This window comes from Oceanobacillus sp. FSL W7-1309 (genome assembly GCF_038002145.1).
Taxonomy (GTDB): Bacteria; Bacillota; Bacilli; order Bacillales; family Amphibacillaceae; genus Oceanobacillus; species Oceanobacillus profundus.
Window position 1 is genome coordinate 2115801 of sequence record NZ_JBBOBX010000001.1, and the last position, 22759, is coordinate 2138559.

Below are 22759 nucleotides of genomic sequence, written 5' to 3' on the forward strand. Positions count from 1 at the left end.
ACACCATGCCGCGTGCTAAAGCACCATCCTCAAGTATTAAGACACCATACCGCGCGCTAAAGCACCATCCTCAAGTATTAAGACACCATGCCGCGTGCTAAAGCACCATCCTTAAGTATTAAGACACCACCTCCGCCCGGAAAGAACCAACCTCTTATTTTATAGCACCATACCGGCTTGCAAAGGAACTAACGCTCCACCCACTCATTCAATTTAGCATTTCTTATAAATTGCTCTATTTTATTAAGGTCTTTTTCTTTATTTGTTTCCACACCACTGGATACATCAACGGCAGCTGGCCTGACAGTGTTTATTGCTCTTGTAACATTCTCCGGAGTAAGTCCGCCAGCTAGCATGATTTTTGCCCGGTTGATGGATAGCTGATCAGCTAAACTCCAATCGAAGGCAATGCCGCTTCCGCCTCTCCATGAATCTAGTAAATAATAGTCGCATGGATAAGAGCGAATGGCAGGTAGTGTTTCTTTATTAACCGGAAATGCTTTAATAATTTCATACGGCAGCTGCTCCGCTACCTCTGGAGGTTCGTCTCCATGTAATTGAATGGTATCTAAGCCAACTGTTTGAGCGGTCTCCTTCATTGTCTCCACCGTTTCATTGACAAAAACACCAACCTTTTTAACAGAAGCAGGGAGGGAGCTTGCAATCATCGCAGCTTCCTCAGGGGAGATTTTTCTCGAACTCTCGGCAAATACAAATCCGATATAATCTGCCCCGGCCTTTACTGCCGCATCGGCTGCATCGATTGTTTTAATGCCGCAAATTTTGACGACCATTTAATTCGCCCCTTTCACTGGTAGTGGAATTTTCAGCTGTTTGAAGGTTTCATCTACGTTGTCTGATCGCATCAGTGTTTCACCGACGAGAACAACATTAGCCCCTGCATCAGCAGCTCGTATTACATCCTCCTTTGTTTTCATTCCACTCTCACTAATTAGAATTGCATTTTGCTTTGTTAGCAGAGAAGCGAGCTTCTCTGTTGTCCCAAGGTCGACTTCAAATGTTTTTAAATTACGATTATTGATTCCGATAATCTCCGGATCTACTTCTAATGCGGATTTCAATTCTTCTTCATTATGAACTTCACAGAGTACCTCTAGGTCAAGACTTGTTGCATAGTTGTATAATTCAGTAAATTGTTCCTTGGATAAGGCGGCAACGATGAGCAAAATAATGTTTGCCCCAGCGGCTTTTGCATGATCAATTTGAACCGGATCAATGATAAAGTCCTTACATAAAATCGGAACGTCTACAGCTTCTCGAACAGCTCGTAAATCGTCCATCGATCCATTGAAAAAAGGTTCATCTGTCAGTACAGAAATAGCAGCGGCCCCAGCTTGTTCATATTGTGTTGCTTGTTTAACGGGGTCTACATTCATATGAATGGCTCCTTTTGATGGGGAGGAACGTTTGATTTCAGCAATAATATTCATATGTGCTGCACCCTTGACTCTGCTTTTGAAAGTAGGTATTGGAGAGTGGTTTTTCTGCTCAATCGTTTTCGTTTTTAATTTGGCAACTTCTTTTGCCTTTTCGGTTAAAATTTTCTCTAAGAAAGTCATTTAATACACCCCACTTGGAATTTTTTTGCTGTATGCTACTAAATGCTGTAATCGTTCTAAAGCTGCGCCTGATTGGATGCTTTCGCGTGCTAATTCAATCCCCTCCTGAGGACTCTTTGCTTTACCATTTGTAAATAGTCCAAGTCCTGCATTTAATAAAACCGTATCCAAGTATGGTCCAGGGATCCCGTTTAAAACAGATTTGAGAATTTCCGCATTTTCCTTTGCGTCCCCACCGCGGATACTTTCATTTGGATAAATGGATAAGCCAACCGTTTCTGGATGGATTGTTGTTTCAGTGAGTTTCCCATCCTCGAGGATAATCAAGTGATTGTCTCCAGCTAGAGAAGCTTCATCCATTGACCCAGCTCCGTTTACAATAACTGCTCGGCGTCTGCCCAATTTCTTTGCTGCTTCTGCGATAATTGGCAGTAAATCTTTACGATATACACCAATCAGTTGGGTATCAAGCTCAATCGGATTTGTCAGTGGGCCAATCGCATTGAAAATTGTTGGCAGTCCCAAATGTTTTCGAACGACTGAAAAAGGGCGAAGTGCTTCGTGAACATGTGGAGCAAATAAGAATGCAATTTTATTTTCTGCAAGCATTTCACTAACATGCTCGTTGGAGAATGAGAGGGAGACGCCTAAATGTTCCAGTACGTCAGCACTTCCAGTTTTGCTGGAGATGCTCCGATTTCCATGCTTTGCTACTGTAACGCCAGCCCCGGCGATAACAAATGCCGAGGTGGTACTAATATTAAAACTATTGGACCCGTCACCACCGGTACCACAGTTGTCCATTGCATCTTGGATTGGACTCGTTTGATAGGAGGACTTGGCACGGATTACTTCAACAAGTCCAGTGATTTCGTCAGCAGTTTCTCCTTTAATCTGTAACGCCGTTAGAAATCCAGCTATTTCGGTTTCAGTCACATCCGTTGTAAAGCAGTAATTTGCAGCTTCCTTCATTTCTGTTACTGTTAAATGCTCACGATTCATCAATTTTTTAAGATACGGTTTCATTGGTTAAGAACTCCTTTCTAATTTCGTCCATAAAGTTTTGAATCATTGTTTTGCCGGATAATGTGCCAATTGATTCTGGGTGGAACTGAAGTCCGTACAGTGGAAAGTCTCGGTGCTTGATCCCCATGATTTCTCCATCTTCTATCGCATATGCAACAACCTCTAACTCCTCGGGTAATGTGTCCCGATCAACCACATAAGAATGATAGCGCATAACCTCAATCGGGTTTTGCAATTCCTTAAAAGCCCCAGTATTCTGATGGGCAACAAGTGAGGTTTTGCCATGCATAATTTGCTTTGCAGGAACAACCTTGCCTCCCAGCGCTTCTCCAATTACTTGATGACCTAGACATACGCCCAATATAGGGATGGTTGTGTGAAAGTGTTTCACCAATTCGATACAAATGCCTGCTTTGTCTGGTAAACCTGGTCCAGGAGAAATGATAATCGCTTTTGGTTCGAGCTCTTCAATTTCAGCGATTGAAATTTTATCGTTTCGGATAACTTGAATTTCAAGGTCTAACTCTGAAAAAAATTGATATAGGTTATACGTGAATGAATCATAGTTATCAATTAAAAGAATCAATTTTCTGCACCTCCATTAGTGATCTTGCTTTATTTAATGTTTCTTGATATTCATTTTCTGGTATCGAATCGTACACTATTCCTGCGCCTGCCTGTAAATATGCTTTCTTATTCTTAAGAATGAGAGACCGAATCGTAAGGGCTATATTCAAATCATGGTTAAAGTTAATGTAACCAATCCCACCACCATATGCCCCGCGTTTTTTATCTTCGAGTTCGTTAATAATTTGCATCGCCCTTATTTTAGGAGCTCCAGAGACTGTGCCGGCAGGGAGGCAGGAGATAAGAGCATCAATTCCAGTTAAATGCTTCTTTAATTTTCCTTTTACTTCAGAGACGATATGCATTACGTGCTGATATTTCTCGATTTTCATGTAGGTCGGAATGGTGATGCTGCCAGTTTCACAAACACGGCCAAGATCATTTCTGCTAAGGTCGACAAGCATTCGATGCTCAGCAATTTCCTTTTTATCGGCAAGCAGTTCCCCCATCAATGCTTCATCCTCTTCCGGTGTGGTTCCGCGTGCTCTGGTACCGGCAATTGGGTTTGTAATTATTTCATTACCAGTGGTTTGAATTAAACTTTCAGGAGAAGCTCCTAAAATTACATAGTCTTCAAAGTCGATATAAAACATATATGGTGAAGGATTTGCTGTTCTAAGCTTTTCGTAAAAATAAAATGGAAATTCTGGATGCTCATCAATCGTCGCTGTCATACGTTGTGATAAAACTACTTGAAAAATATCACCTTGTTTAATATGCCTTTTTGCTACTTTTACTTTTTCCTGAAAGCTTTCGGAAGTCATTTCGGCTTCGAATTCAATTGGACTAAAATTTCGTTCGCTGTGACTTTCAGTTTTAGTTAATGCTTTTTCTAATACCTCGATACGTTCATCTAGTACTCTTTCCGGCTGATTATCCAGGTTCAAAGCAATTAAGTATATCTGGTTTTCAGTATGGTCAAAAACAATAACATTTTGATAAAGCATGAAATGAATGTCAGGCATATTCAAGTCATCCGGCAGGGGACTGCCAATGTCTTCAAAGTGCCGAATTGAATCGTAGCCGATATAACCAATTGCGCCTCCAAAAAAGGGCAATAGCAAGTCTGTTTCAAATTTTGGCATGTGCTTTTTGATATGGTTTAGCGCATGTTCTGGATGAAATTCAATCGTGTTTTTTTCACGGTGACGGATTGTTGTTTTATTTTCCGTTCCAATAATCTCTTGATATGGATCTACTCCAAGAAAGGAATACTTTCCTTTTTGTTCATGTTGGAACGTGCTTTCTAGCAGGAATCTTTTTTTTCCTGATAATTGTTTGAATATGTGTATTGGTGTTAAGTAGGCAGCATCCATTTTCTTGAACATATAAGTTTTATTGGTTACCTGCATCCTGTTCATTCCCTTCTGTTTTTTAAAATAAAAAAGTCCTCTATAAACACAATATGGATGTGTTTATAGAGGACGATGTGACCGCGGTGCCACCTCATTTGAAAGAAAAACCTTTCATCTTTTTTCAGATACGGGATGCCAATTGTCTAGCTCCAACGCCCAGGACGTGCAAGTACAGGCGTTTTCGCTTTTCGATATCCGATATCCTATCCGTATAACGGCGGAATTCCGTGTTTCCATACTCAAATGTTCAGGAAACCTCTCGTAAGTCCATTCAACAACAATCCACGTACTGGAATCCCACCTGCACCAGCTCTCTGCAACGCTTTAATTGTTGTCTACTCCTCTTACTCGAAGATTTAGGTATGTAGTTTATTAGAAACGCAAAAAGGTCCCTTATCCAAAAAAAGGACGAGGGACCGTGGTACCACCTTTATTAGCTGAAAACAGCTCACTTTAGCAATATCAAGCAACCATGCTTGATATTTGTCTCTTGTAACGATGAGACCATTTCGCCAAAGCCTACTGAAATTAGTTCGGTTTGGAAGCTCGGAAGCCCATTCATCTAAACGATCACACTGGTTTACACCAACCACCAGCTCTCTAGAGTGTCAAAATAGATTACTATTCTTCGTCATTGCTTAAGTTCATTTAAGTTATTGGAATTAATACTAGAATAGTTTGAAATAAAAGTCAAGGGGTTTTATGTAATTTTTTTTAGTAGTGATCTTACTCTGCTTTTCGGTCATTATTTAAAGTAATAAGTGCCCGAATGTCTGTGCTCAAGCTTTGTTTGGTAACCCATCGGCATAATGAGTTATCGACTGGCCATGCTCCCGCTTCATTCGGGAACCGATCACCACAATGACGATAATCAATAAATTTTTATAATTTTAGGTCATTTTCTAGTATAATAACATGTATACATATTTATTTTAAAGGAGTCTATTATGAAAAAAGCAATCATACTTTTATTGGGCTGTATATTTGTTTTTTCTGCTTGTAGCAAATCTGAAGAAACTGCTGAACCGGATGATACGAGTCATGTGGAAGAATCAGAGGCAGAAGAAAAAGCGAAAACTGAATGGTGGCAAACAGAATTGGAATCTTATTCATTAGATGGTTTGCCACGTGATTTAGACGAGCTGGAGCAGGAGCTGATTGTGGAAGCTGGATTATACAGTGGGGATAAATATGATCTAGCTTCTGCAAAGGATATGCTCGATCAACTGCCAGAAAATCTGTCAGAGGAAGAGCTGGAAGCAGCAATTTTACGATTAATTCGGGAAGATTATCATGCGGAAGTGGAGACATTTGTAACGTTCGATCCAACGGTTGAGGTTAATGTAGATAAACCGGATGAAGAACTGGAGGAACCATCTGAGGAAATGGCTACCTCTACTTCTCACTTTGCAATTTTATTAGATGCAAGTGGTAGTATGAATAATCAAAGTGACGGCACAAGTCGCATGGAATTAGCAAAAGAAGCAATTGGAAATTTTATTGATATTCTACCAGCAAACAGTACCGTTTCATTACGCGTATATGGTCATGAAGGAACAGGATCAGATGATGATAAAAAGCTATCGTGTCGTGCGACGGAGTCGTTATACAATGGAGAAATGAACGAAAAGGAATTTATGAGCGCACTTAAAGGAGTAGAACCAGCTGGATGGACACCAATTGCAAATGCATTAGAGGCAGCAGAAAAGGATATTCCAGATCATGCATCCACTGCTATTGTTTATGTTGTAAGTGATGGAATTGAAACCTGTGATGGAGATCCTATTAAGGTTGCTGAACAATTGAATCAGAAAGATGTCCAGCCAATTATTAATATTATAGGGTTCCAGGTTGATGATGAGGCTCAAGAATTATTAGAGCAAGTTGCAGAAGCTGGAAAAGGTGAATTCACATATGCTGGTAATAAGCAGGACTTAGAAGATTATTGGGAAGAAGAATATAATCGTCTGCAAGAGGCATGGGAAACATGGCAGCAAGAAGGTATGAAGCGAGCTGATGAGCTTTCACAGCAATTGATGGAACAAGCGGATGAAACAGGCTACGCTATTATGGGAAAATCCGAACTGGAATTTGACCGGGCAGAAGATCTGATAAACTATTTAACAACTGAACGCCAAATGGAGAATGCTAATAATCTGTGGAGTATATTCTACGAACGTTCGACGACAATTTGGAGCTATGGCTACGATAATCAAACAGAAAATTGGGGAGCGGCCTATGAAAATGGAAATGCCGCATGGCGCTATTTTTATGAGACAGGAACAGAGAAATGGACAGAATACTATAATAAAGTGAATTAGCGCTATAAAAGGGCTATGCCCCTCACTAGTTTAGATTAAAGAATTTAGAAAAAGGGAATGCTGCATAGTGAGGTGAGGATAATGCCTATGGAATTAATTGTGAGATTCGTTTTAACCATTATTATTTTCATCATTATTATCGTTATTTTGAGTAAATTTAGAGCGGAAAAGTCTCAGCCAGAAACAGATGATTCATTAGAAATAATGAAGAAAAGGTTGGAAAGTGGAGAAATTACCCAGGAGGATCTTAAAGAAGCTAAAAGAAGACGTGGTAAATAAGAAGAGCGGCAAAGTTCATACCTGATCTTAGCCGCTCATTATTATTATAATTAACCTTCAAACAGACTGAATTTAGCTTTTGCTGAAATTCTTTCATTTGTTTCAGGTAGTTCATCAAAATACCCCATATGGAGAAAACCAACAATTTTTTCGTTGCCATTTACAGCAAGAATTTCTTTTACTTTTGGATCGTAAATATGTGGGTTTGTTTTCCAGACGACTCCAAGCTTTTGCTCCCATGCAAGTAGCCAAAAGTTCTGAATCATGGCAGATATTGCACCATAGTTTTCATCCCATTGTTTCGGGATATCCGGTTCATCCATAATGACAACTAAAATAGCGCTTGGCTCATTCAAATAATCTTCTCTGTTTTGCTGTCTTTCCTCAGGATAGGTAGAAGCAATTTTCTTCGCAAAGCTGGCTTTTTGATCGGCATTAACAAAAATAAATCTCCAAGGTTGTCTCATCCCGTGATTTGGTGCCCAAATGGCATCGTCTAACAATTCCAACACGACTTCTTCCGTAACTATTTTATCATTATATCCTTTTTTAACTGCCCGTCTTCCTCTAATGATTTTTGTTAATTCTGATTTTTGCATAAAAACGACCCCTATATTGTTTTTAATTGATAATTGTTATCATTTAAATTGTATCTGATAAACTTTTAAAAAGCAACGTGTTGATTCAAGCTGCTTTTCAGGAGTTATAAAAAGCCAAGTACATCGTTCTTGTACAAAATCGTTATTATCGTAGTGCCAGGGAAGTACGAAATTTCACAACGTATTCATACTGTGCTTTTTTTGTGACAGATATCACAGCCTTCACTGAATAAATGGGTGTATGATAACGAGTGAGGAGGTTGAGTTGATGTCATTCTATGGATTATTAGTATTTATTCATATATTTTCTGCCATATTGGGAATGGGTCCAGGCCTTGTGATGACTGTAATCGTGAAAAAGGCGAGTAATATGACGGAGCTTCGTCATGCTTTTGTAATCCGTAATCAATTACATATTTATACGATGATTGGTGGCACGTTGTTACTTGTTACTGGTGTTTGGATGGGTTTCCTTAATACCTATTTATTTACGCAGGGCTGGTATTGGCTAAGTCTCAGTCTGTTTTTAACTGCATTAGCATTTGGACCATTTGTATTATCTCCAAAATCAAAGCCGATAAAGGACATTTTAAAAACCCATAAGGGAGAAACAATACCAGAGAGCTATTATAGATTAGCTGGTAAGCTATTCTTTTTCGAGCATATAACCAATATCATTTTCTTAATCATTATTGCATTGATGATTTTGAAGCCATTTTAAAGAAAAACGCTGTTCACCTTAGGTGGACAGTGTTTTTTGGCAGATAATAAAGTATAAAACTTATAAGTGCAATTAGGAGTTCGCTATAAGACTTTGCGCATGCCGGGTTTTCTAACCTGTACGCATGTACTTGTTTTACTAGAACAGCCATCCGCGAAGTAATCATCTTCGTAGAGAACTTCCGCTTTTAGACGATGTTTTAAATTAATATAATCGGTTATTATTGCAAGTAAGTAGAATTTATGATATAGTCGTTGAAATTTTACCTAGCAATAATTACATCGAAAGGAGAGAATTCGAATGAGAAACGTTACGCTGGAGCAGATTTTTGTTCATCCAATCACACAGAAATATTTGAGTCGATCTGGGATTGCCCATGCGATTGCTGTTGCTGAATATGCATATATGTTTTCAAAAGAGTTTGATGTGAATCCAGATCTAGCAGCAAAGGCAGCATTGTTACATGACATTGGACATTACACATGGTATCGAGATGGTGAATGGGATTATGATCTCTATAAAGAAAATGATATCCATGCGATTAAAGGTGCCAGTCGTGCACATAAGCTGCTTATCCGGATAGGGGAAGATCGACAATCAGCAAAAGAGATTGCTGTTGCTGTCCTCCTTCACACCGATTCGTATTTGCCAAAGGGAGAACTAGAACTAAAGCCACTTCAACAAGTAGTAGCGATGGCAGATGAAGCAGATGAAGAGAACGGTGGCAAGCATCATTATAAAACCATTGAAGGATCTGATGCATTGAAACGAATTCGCGCATTAGATGCACAAATTGACTTGGATTTGCACAAAGAAATGTCATGGATTAGGGAGGTGAGATAATGTTTCCCTTATAATAAGGGGTTGAAAAAAGAAGAAATCCTGTTCCAAGGAAACAGGATTGCAAGATGTGTTCTATTTATCTGCTTCTAAATATTCTTCTAATGTAATAGCTTGTGACATAATTTCTTTTGCTGCTTTTACACCTACATAACGGAGATGCCATGGTTCAAATTGGTAGATTGTTATGTCTTCTTTTCCTTCTGGATACCGGATAATGAATCCGTAATCTGCAGCATTTTCTTTAATCCACTTACCTTCTTCTGTTTCACCAAATTCAATTACTAAATCAAAATCTACTGCTGGACTTGTAACATCCATTGTTAGACCTGATTGATGTTCACTTTCTCCAGGACGAGCACTAAAGTTATTTGCGGCTTCTTCACCATGTGCTTGTACATTTGCTGCAAATATCGAGTCTTGCCTTTCGTAAGAACGATAGCCGGATTGAGCAAAGAGTTCAAGCTCTGCCTCTTCTGCGGCTTGAAATAGCTCTTCCAAGGCTGCAGCTGCAGCTTGACGCATTTGTTTTTTAGGTAGATCCTCTGCAAATGGGAATGGTACATCCGGAATCACAAGATCTTCTGGTATATAATCTTCTGGTAAAGCATGTTCTTTGTTAATCAACCCGAGTTGATCATATGGATTCGCAATAATTTCTGTTCCTGAATTGGTGAAAGCTGGCTCTGCTTTTAGAGGCAACCCTTCACCAGATTTAATGACATCTTTATTTTCAATAAGCTGTTCTAATTGTTGTTTTGTTGGTTCATCATAGATGCCTGATGCGAGTAAGGTATCATGTTGTAACTGAAAATCCGTTATTGCCCATGTTGTCGTTTCGTCATAGTCACCACTTGGATTAAGCTCGTACCCAACTTCATTTAAAGCAAGTTGGAGTTGCTTTACTTTCTCACCTGTATCCTTTTTTTGGAGTGATTCATTAGGGATTTCGGTGAATTCCTCTCTATCTGTTGGATCAGATTCTGAATGTGCAGGTGTTTCTTCAGGATTTTTCGAATCATTACTTGGTTGTTCGGGAGCATTACAAGCTGCCGTAAAGGTTGGTAGCATTAAAATTAGACACATATTTATGATAGGTTTTTTAAACATTAGCATTCTCTCCTTGTGTTTCTGCTGCTAGAGGTTGTTCAAAAAGGCTTTTTGAACACACTACTATTAATCTATGTTTCTACGATGACGAGCAGAAGTAAAAAGCTTCATTCATTTTCTCATACATAATACTTCAAGAGCAATATACGAGAAAAATGCAAATCATTCAGAAAAATCATAGACAGAGAGAGATTTAAAGTTACGTTTCTCTATAAACTTGTGCTTTTAGAGAAAAAAATCAGACCCATCAAGTGGGCCTGACTCTTGCGGACCTAGCCGAGCCTCCGCTTTTGTACTTACTTAGCAGCAAACAATTTACTAATTTCGATAATTACATGCGAAGCCTTTTCCATGTTATCTACGGAAATATATTCAAATTTCCCATGGAAGTTCTCCCCGCCTGTAAAGATGTTTGGTGTAGGGAGTCCCATATAAGAGAGCTGTGAACCGTCCGTTCCACCTCGAACTGGCTCGATGATTGGTTCAATGTTTAAATTTTTCATCGCTTGCTCTGCGATTTCAACAATTTCCTTCACAGGCTCAATTTTTTCTCGCATATTATAATATTGGTCTTTCATTTCTAATCGGATAGCTGTTTCTCTATACTGTGACTTCATCTCATTTACAAATTGCTCTACGGTTGCTTTTCTTGCTTCAAACTTTTCACGATCATGATCACGAATAATGTAGTAAACCTTTGTCTGTTCTACATCGCCATTAACAGAAATAAGATGGTAGAAGCCCTCATAGCCTTCTGTATGTTCTGGTGATTCTTGATCTGGAAATTTGTTAATGAACGCTGCAGCTAATTTACCGGAGTTAACCATTTTATTTTTAGCTGTACCAGGATGAACACTATTACCACGGAAAGTTACTTTAGCTGCCGCTGCATTAAAGCTTTCGTATTGTAATTCACCTAGTGGACCGCCATCTACCGTATAGGCATATGATGCATCAAAACGGGATACATCGAATTTATGAGGTCCTCGACCAATTTCTTCATCTGGTGTGAATGCAATACGGATTCGTCCATGCTCAATTTCAGGATGCTGAATTAAATAGTTCATCGCAGTCATAATCTCTGCAATTCCTGCTTTATTATCTGCTCCAAGTAAGGTTGTACCATCCGTAGTGATTAACGTATGTCCTTTATAGCTTGGTAACTCCGGGAATTCATTTGCAGATAGTACAACATTTAATTCCTGATTTAATACGATATCGTTTCCATCAAATTTCTCTACAATTTGTGGATTGACATTTTTACCAGTGAAGTCTGTAGCAGTATCCACATGTGCCAAAAAGCCGATTGTTGGGACATCTTTATCAGTATTGGATGGAAGGGTAGCCATTAGATAACCGTTTTCATCAACTTCCACATCTTCCATTCCTATTTCCCTTAGTTCATCTGCTAACAGGTTAACAAGCTCAAGCTGGCCTTCTGTAGTCGGTGTTGTTGTAGAATCTTCATTTGATTGTGTATCTATTTTTACATATGTAGTAAAGCGTTTAATAATTTCTTTTTTCATTTTTGTTTGCTCCTTTAGTTTCAATTATGTATATTTTAACATATTAAATAACGGAACTCGAAATAAATAGAAAGAGGAATAAGTGAATTTTTGTCGAAATAAATTTAAAATAGGGTAATAATCATACAAGTGGCTAAATCCTTATTCTCAATATTTTTCATATTACAGTGTATAGTGGATAGGAATATTTGGTAGTAGGGAATCTGTGAGGAGGATAATAATGAAAAATATAATCAGTGTCAGTCGTTTAAAAAAACGGCTAGAAAATGGACAAGATAATACAGTGATTGTTGACGTGCGCTTCCAATTGGAAGATCCAGATGCAGGGAGAAAAATGTATTTAAAAGATCATCTGCCTGGAGCGGTGTATATGGATTTAAATAAGGATTTATCGGATCGTGCAGAAAAGCATGGTGGAAATCATCCGCTTCCCAATTTAGAAATGTTTGCTGCAAAAGTGGGGAACATTGGTATTGATAATGATACGACAGTAGTTATTTATGATCAGGGAAATGAGATGTTTGCTGCAAGACTATGGTGGTTATTGGAAGTGATTGGCCATGATAAGGTATATATTTTAGAGGGTGGTTATCATCGTTGGATAGAGGAAGGCAATAAAGCAACAGACGAAATACCATCCTTAAATGAAAAAGAATTTCATACTGTAATTCGCAATGAAAACACAGTAGATATGGAAGAAGTGAGGAAGAAAACAGAAGACAATGCAGCTGTACTTATTGATTCCAGAGCACCCGAACGCTATCAAGGGAAAACAGAGCCATTGTACCGTAGGGCAGGACATATTCCTGGAGCTGTAAATTATTTTTGGAAGGATTTAGTAGCTGCTGATGGCACATGGAAAAAGGGGGAGGATCTCGAGCGGCATTTCTCTGACCTTTCCAAGGAGGATGAAATTATTGTATCCTGTGGTTCTGGTGTATCAGCATGTCCGAATATTTTGGCGTTGAAATCTGCTGGTTTTAAAAATGTAAAGCTGTATCCAGGGAGTTTCAGTGATTGGATTTCCTATGATGAAAATGAAGTTGAAGTAGATGGATAAAAAGCGGTGTGCATGGGTGACAACAGACCAACTTTATATAGACTATCATGATCATGAATGGGGAAGACCTGTTCATGATGACAGGAAATTATTTGAAATGCTCACGCTGGAAGGTGCGCAAGCAGGATTGAGCTGGATTACAATATTAAAGCGCAGGGAGCATTACCGAGAAGCGTTTGATTATTTTGATGTAAAAAAAATCAGCGTGTACAACGATGCTAAGATTGCGGAGCTTGAGCAAAACGAAGGGATCATTCGTAACAAGCGAAAAATAAGATCCGTAATTACAAATGCACATGCGTTTATCAAGGTTCAAGAAGAATTTGGTTCGTTTGATAACTATATTTGGCGATTTGTTGGAGAAACTCCCATCTTAAATGAATGGTTATCGATTGAGGAGGTGCCGGCAATAACGCCTGAATCTGAGGAAATGAGTAAGGATTTGAAAAAGCGTGGTTTTACATTTGTTGGACCAACGATTTGCTATGCATTTATGCAAGCAACTGGTATGGTAAATGATCATACGAAGGATTGCTTTTTGGCAGATGCCAAAGCATAAAAGCATTCTTATTGGCATAAGCGCAACTAAGGCATTCATCTGAAGACTTGGTAAATGTCAAGTTTTCTAGTATAAAGGCAACTAATATTGAAGCAATACCAATATTTTATATTATGGGAAATAGCTTTTCGTTATAGATAGCAGATTCCTAAAGTAGCAAAGGCAGACTCAATATTAAGTTGCAGTCTGCCTTTATTACACGTATTAAGGGGCTGTAATCCCCCACTAATAAAACGAGTGAAGGTGGAGGATGAACAGTGTTCAAGAGTCTGCAGTTCTCCCTTGCGCTGCTAACATTCAGCGGGAGAGGATAGGTACCCTCCATTGAATGTAGTATCACTTTATATAATACTAGAGTTTAAAGCTAGTTAGCTGTTCATTTAATTGTTCTGCAAGACCGGCAAGCTCATCAGCACTATGGGAAACCTCTTCCATGGAACTAGCTGTCTGTTGTGCAGAAGCTGCTGCTTGCTCAACTCCTGCAGCAGATTCTTCTGATACAGAGGCAATTTCTTCAATAAGATTGTTCATTGCATTACTATTCCCAGCTATGTCTTTTAAATTAGCTGAAATAGAAGTGATTTTTGTTGTCATCGCAGTAACGGCCTCTTTAATGGTGTCGAAGCTTTGTCTCGTTTCTTCTATATGGTCAGATCCTGTCTGAACCTCGTTATATCCTGAAGACAGGGACTCGACAACGTGCTTCGTATCGGACTGGATGGCATTCACGATAGAAGTAATCTCTACTACGGATGTAGCTACTTGTTCCGATAACTTCCTAACCTCATCTGCAACAACAGCGAATCCTTTACCATGCTCGCCAGCTCTAGCAGCTTCAATAGCTGCATTCAATGAAAGCAGGTTGGTCTGGTCTGCAATTTCCTTAATAACAGAAACAAGATTCGAAATTTCCTTTGATTGCTTATCGAGATTTTTCACTCGATCAACAGATTCGGAAACAATTGTGTCAATCCGTTGCATTTGTTGGACAGATTCATTCATTAGTGTTGTTCCATCTGTTGTAAGTGCAAGCACACCCTGTGATGCAGTAGCAATCTCCTGCCCGCTTTTCTCAGATTGAATAACGGTTTTCACAAATTCATTCATGTTTTCCGCGAGGTCAGAGGCACCATTTGCCTGTGTTTCTGCACCAGAAGAAAGTTCCTCCATTGTTAGCGCAATTTGTGTGTTTCCTTCTTTTACTTCGTTAGCTGCTTGTGTCAGTTCTTCACTTCGGCTAGAAACAGCACTACTAGCTGCTGTTACATTTTGTAGTACATGCTGCATATTTTCTTTCATCTGGTTAATGGATGAAGCTAACTGCCCTATTTCATCTTTTCCGCTGTAATTCAGTTTAGCTACGGTTAAGTTGCCGTTAGCTACTTCTGATGTGATTTTAACAATATGCTTTAAGTTGGACGTTACATTTCTGCTTATGAATGTAAAAATAATAATTCCAGCGATGATAGTAGTTATATTTGCAATTAGCAAAATTGTAGTTACACTTTCCATGCTTCCGATTGCATTTTCCGTCGCTTCGATTTGCTCCGCTTTCATCGTCTCGATAAGACCATCTACAATTTCTACATTACTCGTTCGAAATCTGTACGTTGTCTCGCGTAATGTATTAGCAAGTGTGGCCTGGTCGTTCTCTATATATGTAACAATTTTATCTGTGAACGTAGAATTAATCGCAGCATCAGATAGAATGAGTTCTTGATACATGGCTCGTTGTTCATCCGTTACCATAAGTGGTTCCATTTGCTCGACAATTGCATTGAACTGGCTTTGATAATTGTCAAAGCCATCAATGTAAACTGCATTTCTCGTTAGTAAATAATCAGCAATTTGAACATCTTTCGCCTGGATGACAGATGATAGCTCTGTTAGTGTATTAACACGGTCAATATATTCATTAGCTGCCTCTACATCTTGCTGACCCTGTTCCAATTGGAAATAAACCAATAGACTTGAACATGCAACTAATAGGATTGTTGCTATAAATGCATATAAATATTTCTTGCCGATTTTGATATTATGCAAAAGAAATCTTCGCTTTCTTCCAATTTTTTGAGCTGATTTCTGTTTCTTTGTTTGTTTAGTTTTTTTCATTTGCATCTCCATCTCCCCCCTAAGTTCCATTTAGTATATCGGTATATAGGTCAAAAGTATGAAGGTAATTATTAAAAAATTTTTACAAGGAAAAAAATTCTAATACACGTAAGGCTTTGGTTCGGAATAATGGTTAATTTAGCATTGGTTAGGTAAAATAGTGATTGTAGACTGATGGAAGGGAAGATGAGAGATGCAGCATATAACGTTGAATAATGGTATACACATGCCACAGTTAGGTTATGGTGTTTGGAAAGTTCCAAACGAAGAAGTGACAACCCCGGTTGAACAGGCGCTGCAAGCTGGGTACCGTTCGATTGATACAGCTAAAATATATGGGAACGAATCCGGTGTTGGGGAAGCAATTGCAAAGAGTGGTATTGCACGTGAAGAGCTTTTTATCACGACAAAAGTATGGAATAGTGATCACGGTTATGAGAACACGTTAAAGGCATTTGATGCAAGCTTAGGAAGGTTAGGAATTGAATACGTTGATCTGTATCTCATACATTGGCCAGCTCCGAAATTTGACCAATATGTTGAAACATATCAAGCACTAGAAAAGCTCTACAAAGAAGGTCGTGTAAGAGCTATTGGTGTTTGTAATTTCGATATCGAGCATTTGGAACGAATTTTAGAAGTGTGTGAGGTTGTACCAGCAATCAATCAAGTGGAGTGTCATCCATACTTACAGCAAAAGGAATTGCGAGCATTTTGTGAAAAGCATGGGATTAAAGTCGAAGCATACAGTCCACTGATGAATGGTAAAGATGTTTTGGAAAACGATGTTATTAAGGAAATAGCGAAACATCAGGGGAAAACACCTGCACAGACAATTCTTCGCTGGCATCTGCAATCGGATATGGTTGTGATTCCTAAAACAGTAACACCGTCTAGAATGAAGGAGAATCTGGATGTATTTGATTTTGAATTAAATAAAGAAGAAATGGATAAAATTGATCAGCTAGATAAAGGCATTCGTAGTAATGCTGTTCCAAATGAGATGAATAGACGATAATAGAGCAAATCGGCGCATTCGTTATAGCGTCGATTTTTCTTTATAAAAAGTAATGTTCCGATACGCCAGACATGAGAGAGCTCCAATTATGGGATGGCGAAACAAGATCAAAAGGCTAAGCAAGATGAGAAAAGCAGATGGAAGCATATCTCAATACTGTAAGCATCATAAAAAGCGATAAAAGTAGCACCTTTCTTATTTCTAAGGAGGGTGCTTATGTATTGGGATTATTGCAAAGCTGCCTGCAATTCCAAACTATTAGCTATCCAAATACCCGATCTACAGCTTTCTCAAATTCTTGAAAATAATCAGGAGCATTTTCTTTGTTTAATCCAACATACATTTTGGAAGCAATCGATTTGTTATACCATCTTTGCTTTTCTCTGCCAGCGTTAAACTTTTCCCAGACAGCTTCTCCTTGTTCTCTCAAATCCTTTTCTAAACCAAGCAGGTTATCGAGTTTATCTGCGACAACTAAATATTTCACCTCTGGATCAGCATTTTTTATCATATCAATTGTGTGCTGTTTACGCTCTTGCCATGATTTCGATTTATCTTCCGTGTGTGCTGCGACGAGGCGAGATACCTCCGGTCCAAATTCGAGTTCAATATCCTCTAGCTCTACCAGTGTATCCTCCACAACATCATGCAGGTATCCGGCACAAACTAGCTCCTCCCGAAATCCAGCCGCCTCTAGACGTTCAGCTACACGAACAGGATGGGTTATATAGGGGGCATCGGAATTCTTTCGCTTTTGTCCTTCATGTGCTTTTGCTGCGAATTGTTTGGCCTTCTTCTTCAATGTGACTGCCTCCCTGTCAGGATACGGTTTGTTTCTTTTAATATAACATATAATAAAAATAGAATGCGGATATCTAAAAACATGTTGCGTTCTGTCAATTATACCTATTGAAATGATAAGCGTCACTTCGCTTTCTTTTCACCAAGGAAACAAGTAAACTAGAAGGTAACGTCAATTTAAATTTTGCGGGGGTACTTCACATGGAACAAGGAATCAATCAACGTAAGACCGAACATATTCGTCTTTGTCTAACTGGAAATGTTGAAGGAGTTAATAAGTCAACTGGTTTGGAAGGAATCAGTTTTATACATAATGCGTTGCCAGAAATAAACTTTGCTGATATTGCACTGGATACGAGCTTTCTTGGAAAGGATCTAAAAGCACCATTCTTAGTTAGCTCCATGACGGGTGGCTCAGAGCTTGCAACAACGATTAATCAAAACCTGGCATTAGCTGCAGAAGAGAAACGTTGGGTATTTGCAATCGGTTCAACACGAGCCTTCCTAGAGAGTGATACACATAAGGAATCCTTTTTAATTCGCGAACAGGCCCCAACAATACCAATTATTGCTAATATTGGTGCCGTGCAATTTAATTATGGTTATGGTGCTGAGGAATGCCAACGAATTATTGATAAAACAGGTGCAGATTCAATTGTGCTTCATTTAAACAGCCTACAGGAAGCAGTGCAAGATGGTGGAGATTTAAACTTTGAATCACTTCTACCTAAAATTGAACAGGTTTGCAAAACATTAGATAGGCCTGTTGGTGTAAAAGAAGTTGGGTTTGGCATTGATGGTACAGTTGCTGAACAATTATATAATGTTGGAATTTCGTATATTGATGTTGCTGGTGCGGGAGGGACATCCTGGAGTCAGGTGGAAAAATTACGCTCGCGTGATCCACTTCGTAAAGCGGCTGCTGAGGCATTTAATAATTGGGGAATTCCAACAAAGGATTGTATAGTCTCAGTTCGCGGCAAGCTCCCTGAAGTCCCGTTAGTTGCTAGTGGCGGAATGAAAACAGGGGTCGATGCAGCAAAAGCAATTACGATTGGAGCAGATGTGATTGGCTTTGCACGTCATTTGCTGCAGGCCGCAACAGAATCTCCAGAAGCAGTGATTGAAACAATGGAGCAAATTGAACTCGAATTAAAAATGACGATGTTTGGCATTGGCGTGAAAAACTTGACAGAATTAAAAAATACAAAACGCGTCAGTATTATGGGTCAATCTTTATTAGAGGAAAACAGCTGAGACAAAGCTGTTTTCTTTTTTCGATGTCTAGGAAATTAAAAATTTGAATGCTGTGAATAACATAGTTACCTGGACAGCCATGTCCACGAAGCGCTAAAGCCTCAGCAAGACTCCCTCACCTCATAACACGATAAAGAAGACTTGTCGATTGTCAAGACATGAGGCGTAGTCGCGCTTATCCCCTTGTGGTGAAAGCGGGCACCTGACTCCAAGTATAAGGATGGCCGATTAAAACCAGGCTATGCCTAACATCGGCATACCCCTAAAGGGGCATGTTTCCTTTTAGATGAACTTGACTTTCGCCCGTAGAGGAGAAAGTCATCGATCATCTTATACTTTGGAGTGGATCTCCTACGTAAGAATGTTCGACTAGCCGCAGTCTTGAGCGCAGTCCGTACGTCGCTAACCGGATGCTTGTGCTTTTCTTCTTTGTTTAAGAGGAAGAGAACTTGAAGGATTTGTTTTTCATGTTTCATTGCTCGCCACAGGGGAATAGTGATGAAAAATGAGGGAGTGATGAATAGTGCCTTGGACATTAAATGATTACCCTTCTTCCATGAAAAACTTGAATGAGCTTACGAGAAAAAAAGCAATTGATATTGCCAATTCTATGGTGGATGAAGGCTATGAAGATGATCGAGCAATCCCAATAGCTATTACGCAAGCAAAGGAATGGCGTGAGAATGCTGAGAAGGATGAGATTGAAGATTATAAGAAGCATGGTAAGCCAACAGAGAGGTCAAAGGAAGGTAAAAAATATGACAGTAATCCAGAGCGTTTGGAAGAAGGCGAGCAAGTGATTGCGCATGAGGATGGCTGGGCAGTGCAATCAAGCGGTGCAAAACGTGCTAGTGAGGTTTTCGATAAGAAGGACGAAGCAGTTAAGCGAGCAAAGGAAATTGCCAAAAATAAAGGCACGTCTTTAACGATTTATAAACAGGATGGTACTGTTCAAGATAAACAAACGTTTCATGAATAAGACATTTAAGTAGATAGGCTAATAATAAAAGGGCTGCCAGAACGGGCAAGCCCTTTATTATAATGTTTGGAAACGTCCTTACCACAGTGCACGAATAACTTCATTCCATGCTTCAATCCCAACCAGAATGAAGCACATTGTTTTTAGATCGTGTGCCGGTATGGTACACTATTTTACAGAAAAGTGAGGTGCTTATAATGAAAATCGAAGTATGGTCCGATTTCGTTTGCCCGTTTTGCTATATCGGAAAACGCAGGCTGGAAAACGCAATGGAAAAATTCCCTCATAAAGAGCAGGTTACACTAGAGTATAAAAGCTATCAGCTTGACCCAACAGCTGAGCATATACCGGGAAAAAACTTCTATGAAACATTTTCTGAATTAAAAGGAATTCCACTTGAGCAAGTTAAAACAATGAATCAACAGGTTGGCCAACAAGCTGCCACTGTAGGATTAAATTATAATTTTGATGATATGAAATATGCAAACACGTTTGACGCCCATCGAGTAGCTAAGTATGCTGAGGAAAAAGGTAAAGGGAAAGAAGTTACCGAACGCTTTCTTCACGCGTATTTTACCGAATCTGAGTTGCTAAGTGATTATGACACACTGATTAAACTTGCAGCTGAGGTAGATTTGGATAAAGAAGAAGTGGAACATGTATTGCAATCGGATAAATATCGAAATAAAGTAAACGAAGATATTGATGTTGCGCGTCAAATTGGTGTCCAGGGAGTACCATTCTTTGTATTCAATGAGAAGTATGCTGTCTCTGGAGCTCAGCCAGCTGAAGTATTTGAAGAAGTGCTAAACAAGGTTTGGGAAGAGGAGAAAGAGAAGCCAATTCTCCAATCGTTAAATCCAAAGAAATCTAAGACATCCTTTTGTACAGATGAGGGATGTAATTAATAAGGTTCAAAAAGTCCGGTAATAATGAAACATCGAGAGCAGTAGACCTTCGGCTAAGTTCCGACATGTCCTGTGTCGAACGTCGAAGTCAGCATATCGAGTTTAAGCCCGGTACGGGGAACTTACGCGGCCTCGAACTCCGACGCACAGGACGTGCTAGTGTCGGCTTTGTAAAAGGACGTTGCAAATTTAGCTGATCTCGGTTCTTTTTATCCCCCTTTTTGAACGCGCACTAATTAGAGCCTAAATAATTAAAAACATGCTGTGATGAACTGCACTTCATTGTTAGAGTGTCTCTAACAATGAAGTGCAGTCTTTTTATTTTGTATTTGTAATGCCGATGAATTCAAAAACCTTTAAGTTCGTATGATTTTATTACTATTCGAGGATGGACTAGTGAAGAAACATTGATTTTAAAATGCGTGTCATCTATAATATAATTAATAATGATAATCATTATTAGTTATACAATGAGCGTAACACGAACGTTGTTCAATAATGAAATATCTTTACAAAAACATGTGAAGGCTACAGATAACGTCTTTCCAAAAAGAAGGAGCAGAGGTTAGATGAAACTTCACAGATGAACAGAATCACCTTCCATTGGAAGCGGATTTATAGAAAGATACGAAAACAATGTTGGTGAGAGAGTTCTTGTGTTGCATGTCTAAATTTTAAATATAACATACCATACCATCAGTATATTATTATTGCTGATAATTATTTCACTTATTTAATACTTAAAGAAAGCAGGGCTACGACATGATCGAAATAAAAGGATTGACAAAGAAGTACGGAAATAAATCTATCGTAAAAGATGTATCGGTTCAAATTAAGCCTAACAAAATTACGTCGTTTATAGGGCCAAACGGTGCAGGAAAATCAACGCTACTTTCCATGGTAAGCCGACTGCTAGATTCAGACACTGGAGATGTATTACTAGATAAAAATAATATAAAAAACATGAAATCAAATGAATTCGCTAAGCGTATTGCCATTTTAAGACAAGCAAATTTTTTAAATGTGAAACTAACAATTCGACAATTGGTATCGTTTGGTCGGTATCCATACTCGAAAGGTCGTTTAAATGCTGAGGATAATCGAATCGTCGACCAGGCAATTGAGTATCTGAACTTAACAGATATTCAACATAAATTCTTAGATGAACTGTCTGGCGGTCAAAAGCAACGTGCATTTATTTCCATGGTTATTGCCCAGGACACAGAATATATTTTACTGGATGAGCCATTGAATAATTTGGATATGAAGCATTCTGTACAAATCATGAAAATATTACGCAAGCTTGTCGATGAGCTAGGTAAAACAGTTGTGATTGTATTGCATGATATTAATTTTGCTTCTGTTTATTCAGACCACATCGTAGCTTTAAGAGATGGACGTCTCGTAAAAGATGGGCCAACACACGAAATTATTAATTCAGAGGCATTAAATGAAGTCTATGATATGCATATTCCAGTTCATATGCAAAACGGTTGTCGTTTTTGCGTATACTTTGACTCCCATTAAGATAATTTTAAAAGTAGTTAACAGTTCCGTGCTTCCAGCTGCTAAGTTTAGTCCATAATTGTTTTCTTGTAAATGTCTAAACCGCATACCTTTTAAATGTATAATCTAGGAAAAACATCTTCTCTACGGCAATTTAGCTTGAGGCTGGTGCAGCTAACTGAGAACGATTAACCTAACCATGCGTGCTTCCTTCATAGGTAGCACGCATGTCTATGGTGCGGAACTTAGTTTTTAATCAATTGGGTTGTATCTTTTCAGAAAGCTTGTGTTTAAGCGGTTTCTTCCATTGTTTAAGTGACTATTCTCACACGAATCCTTCTATCATCGCATCTGCAATTGAGAATGTGATGGGAATAATGGAATTTTTGAGTTGAGGATTCATACACAAGGTATAAGTTTAAAGAATTTAAGCTTTCAAAATACAGTTGACAACGCTTATTGATTTGATATACTTTAAATAGATTTATTGAGATTGATTATCAATATCAATGTGACGTGTTGCAGCTATGCACTATAGTAAAATGAAATAATTATTATTTAACTCACGCACTAAA

21 protein-coding genes and 2 other annotated features are annotated in these 22759 nt (G+C 38.7%); of the genes, 11 read left to right on the forward strand and 10 right to left on the reverse strand.

Features of this window, described 5'->3' with window-relative positions:
* Positions 1-188 precede the first annotated feature (188 nt).
* From NST46_RS10060 to trpE, 5 genes are read right to left on the reverse strand one after another with little or no spacing between them, the layout of a single operon-like run.
* Positions 189-794 (reverse strand): phosphoribosylanthranilate isomerase, encoded by a 606-nt coding sequence (locus NST46_RS10060; RefSeq protein WP_341137142.1) that lies wholly within the window; start codon positions 792-794, stop codon positions 189-191.
* On the reverse strand, positions 795-1580 hold the full coding sequence (gene trpC, locus NST46_RS10065; RefSeq protein ID WP_095311670.1) for an indole-3-glycerol phosphate synthase TrpC: 786 nt from the start codon (positions 1578-1580) through the stop codon (positions 795-797). It lies immediately after the preceding gene.
* Complete coding sequence (gene trpD / locus NST46_RS10070) at positions 1581-2606, reverse strand: anthranilate phosphoribosyltransferase (RefSeq protein ID WP_095311671.1); 1026 nt, start codon at positions 2604-2606, stop codon at positions 1581-1583.
* Positions 2590-3192 carry an anthranilate synthase component II gene (locus tag NST46_RS10075; RefSeq protein WP_341137143.1) on the reverse strand — a complete coding sequence of 201 codons (603 nt, stop codon included), beginning with the start codon at positions 3190-3192 and terminating at the stop codon, positions 2590-2592. The genes trpD and NST46_RS10075 overlap by 17 nt, the downstream gene beginning before the upstream one ends.
* Entirely contained in the window at positions 3176-4594 is a 1419-nt protein-coding gene (gene trpE / locus NST46_RS10080; RefSeq protein ID WP_095311676.1) for an anthranilate synthase component I, read from the reverse strand. The genes NST46_RS10075 and trpE overlap by 17 nt, the downstream gene beginning before the upstream one ends.
* A 56-nt stretch (positions 4595-4650) precedes the next feature.
* Positions 4651-4949, reverse strand: a binding site (T-box leader).
* Between the two features lie 40 nt (positions 4950-4989).
* Positions 4990-5232: a binding site (T-box leader), on the reverse strand.
* A 303-nt stretch (positions 5233-5535) separates the two neighbouring features.
* Here trpE and NST46_RS10085 point away from each other — a divergent pair.
* Both NST46_RS10085 and NST46_RS10090 read left to right on the forward strand, forming a co-directional pair.
* On the forward strand, positions 5536-6909 hold the full coding sequence (locus NST46_RS10085; protein WP_341137144.1) for a VWA domain-containing protein: 1374 nt from the start codon (positions 5536-5538) through the stop codon (positions 6907-6909).
* Between the two features lie 87 nt (positions 6910-6996).
* Complete coding sequence (locus tag NST46_RS10090; protein ID WP_144029207.1) at positions 6997-7188, forward strand: SHOCT domain-containing protein; 192 nt, start codon at positions 6997-6999, stop codon at positions 7186-7188.
* A gap of 50 nt (positions 7189-7238) precedes the next feature.
* Here the strand turns inward: NST46_RS10090 and NST46_RS10095 are convergent, their stop codons facing one another.
* Entirely contained in the window at positions 7239-7787 is a 549-nt protein-coding gene (locus tag NST46_RS10095) for a nitroreductase family protein (protein ID WP_341137145.1), read from the reverse strand.
* A gap of 268 nt (positions 7788-8055) precedes the next feature.
* Between NST46_RS10095 and NST46_RS10100 the strand changes: the two genes are divergently transcribed.
* The gene (locus NST46_RS10100; protein ID WP_095311684.1) at positions 8056-8508 is read left to right on the forward strand and encodes a DUF2269 domain-containing protein; all 453 of its coding nucleotides are present in this window, start codon (positions 8056-8058) and stop codon (positions 8506-8508) included.
* Between the two features lie 300 nt (positions 8509-8808).
* Complete coding sequence (locus NST46_RS10105; RefSeq protein ID WP_095311686.1) at positions 8809-9351, forward strand: HD domain-containing protein; 543 nt, start codon at positions 8809-8811, stop codon at positions 9349-9351.
* Positions 9352-9423: 72 nt separating this feature from the next.
* Here the strand turns inward: NST46_RS10105 and NST46_RS10110 are convergent, their stop codons facing one another.
* The gene (locus NST46_RS10110; RefSeq protein ID WP_341137146.1) at positions 9424-10458 is read right to left on the reverse strand and encodes a D-alanyl-D-alanine carboxypeptidase family protein; all 1035 of its coding nucleotides are present in this window, start codon (positions 10456-10458) and stop codon (positions 9424-9426) included.
* 296 nt (positions 10459-10754) lie between these two features.
* Positions 10755-11984, reverse strand: coding sequence for a peptidase T (gene pepT, locus NST46_RS10115; RefSeq protein WP_095311689.1), 1230 nt, complete (start codon positions 11982-11984; stop codon positions 10755-10757).
* A 220-nt stretch (positions 11985-12204) separates the two neighbouring features.
* On the opposite strand from pepT, the gene NST46_RS10120 reads away from it, so the two are divergent.
* Together NST46_RS10120 and NST46_RS10125 are read left to right on the forward strand one after the other, a co-directional pair.
* A complete protein-coding gene (locus NST46_RS10120) occupies positions 12205-13044 on the forward strand; it encodes a sulfurtransferase (RefSeq protein WP_251660338.1) in 840 nt (279 codons plus the stop codon).
* Positions 13037-13603, forward strand: a complete 567-nt coding sequence (locus NST46_RS10125; RefSeq protein WP_095311693.1) for a DNA-3-methyladenine glycosylase I — start codon at positions 13037-13039, stop codon at positions 13601-13603. The genes NST46_RS10120 and NST46_RS10125 overlap by 8 nt, the downstream gene beginning before the upstream one ends.
* A gap of 351 nt (positions 13604-13954) precedes the next feature.
* Here the strand turns inward: NST46_RS10125 and NST46_RS10130 are convergent, their stop codons facing one another.
* On the reverse strand, positions 13955-15721 hold the full coding sequence (locus tag NST46_RS10130; protein ID WP_240033803.1) for a methyl-accepting chemotaxis protein: 1767 nt from the start codon (positions 15719-15721) through the stop codon (positions 13955-13957).
* Between the two features lie 187 nt (positions 15722-15908).
* Between NST46_RS10130 and NST46_RS10135 the strand changes: the two genes are divergently transcribed.
* Positions 15909-16733 carry an aldo/keto reductase gene (locus tag NST46_RS10135; protein WP_251660342.1) on the forward strand — a complete coding sequence of 275 codons (825 nt, stop codon included), beginning with the start codon at positions 15909-15911 and terminating at the stop codon, positions 16731-16733.
* A gap of 262 nt (positions 16734-16995) precedes the next feature.
* Here the strand turns inward: NST46_RS10135 and NST46_RS10140 are convergent, their stop codons facing one another.
* Positions 16996-17535 (reverse strand): HD domain-containing protein, encoded by a 540-nt coding sequence (locus tag NST46_RS10140; RefSeq protein WP_251660344.1) that lies wholly within the window; start codon positions 17533-17535, stop codon positions 16996-16998.
* A gap of 200 nt (positions 17536-17735) precedes the next feature.
* Between NST46_RS10140 and fni the strand changes: the two genes are divergently transcribed.
* The 4 genes from fni to NST46_RS10160 all read left to right on the forward strand — a co-directional run bounded on the left by fni (position 17736) and on the right by NST46_RS10160 (position 22205).
* Positions 17736-18791, forward strand: coding sequence for a type 2 isopentenyl-diphosphate Delta-isomerase (gene fni, locus NST46_RS10145; RefSeq protein WP_095311700.1), 1056 nt, complete (start codon positions 17736-17738; stop codon positions 18789-18791).
* A gap of 523 nt (positions 18792-19314) precedes the next feature.
* Positions 19315-19770, forward strand: a complete 456-nt coding sequence (locus tag NST46_RS10150; protein ID WP_095311704.1) for a DUF2188 domain-containing protein — start codon at positions 19315-19317, stop codon at positions 19768-19770.
* 197 nt (positions 19771-19967) lie between these two features.
* A complete protein-coding gene (locus NST46_RS10155) occupies positions 19968-20678 on the forward strand; it encodes a DsbA family oxidoreductase (protein WP_095311706.1) in 711 nt (236 codons plus the stop codon).
* A 762-nt stretch (positions 20679-21440) separates the two neighbouring features.
* A complete protein-coding gene (locus tag NST46_RS10160; protein WP_095311708.1) occupies positions 21441-22205 on the forward strand; it encodes an iron ABC transporter ATP-binding protein in 765 nt (254 codons plus the stop codon).
* Positions 22206-22759: the final 554 nt, after the last annotated feature.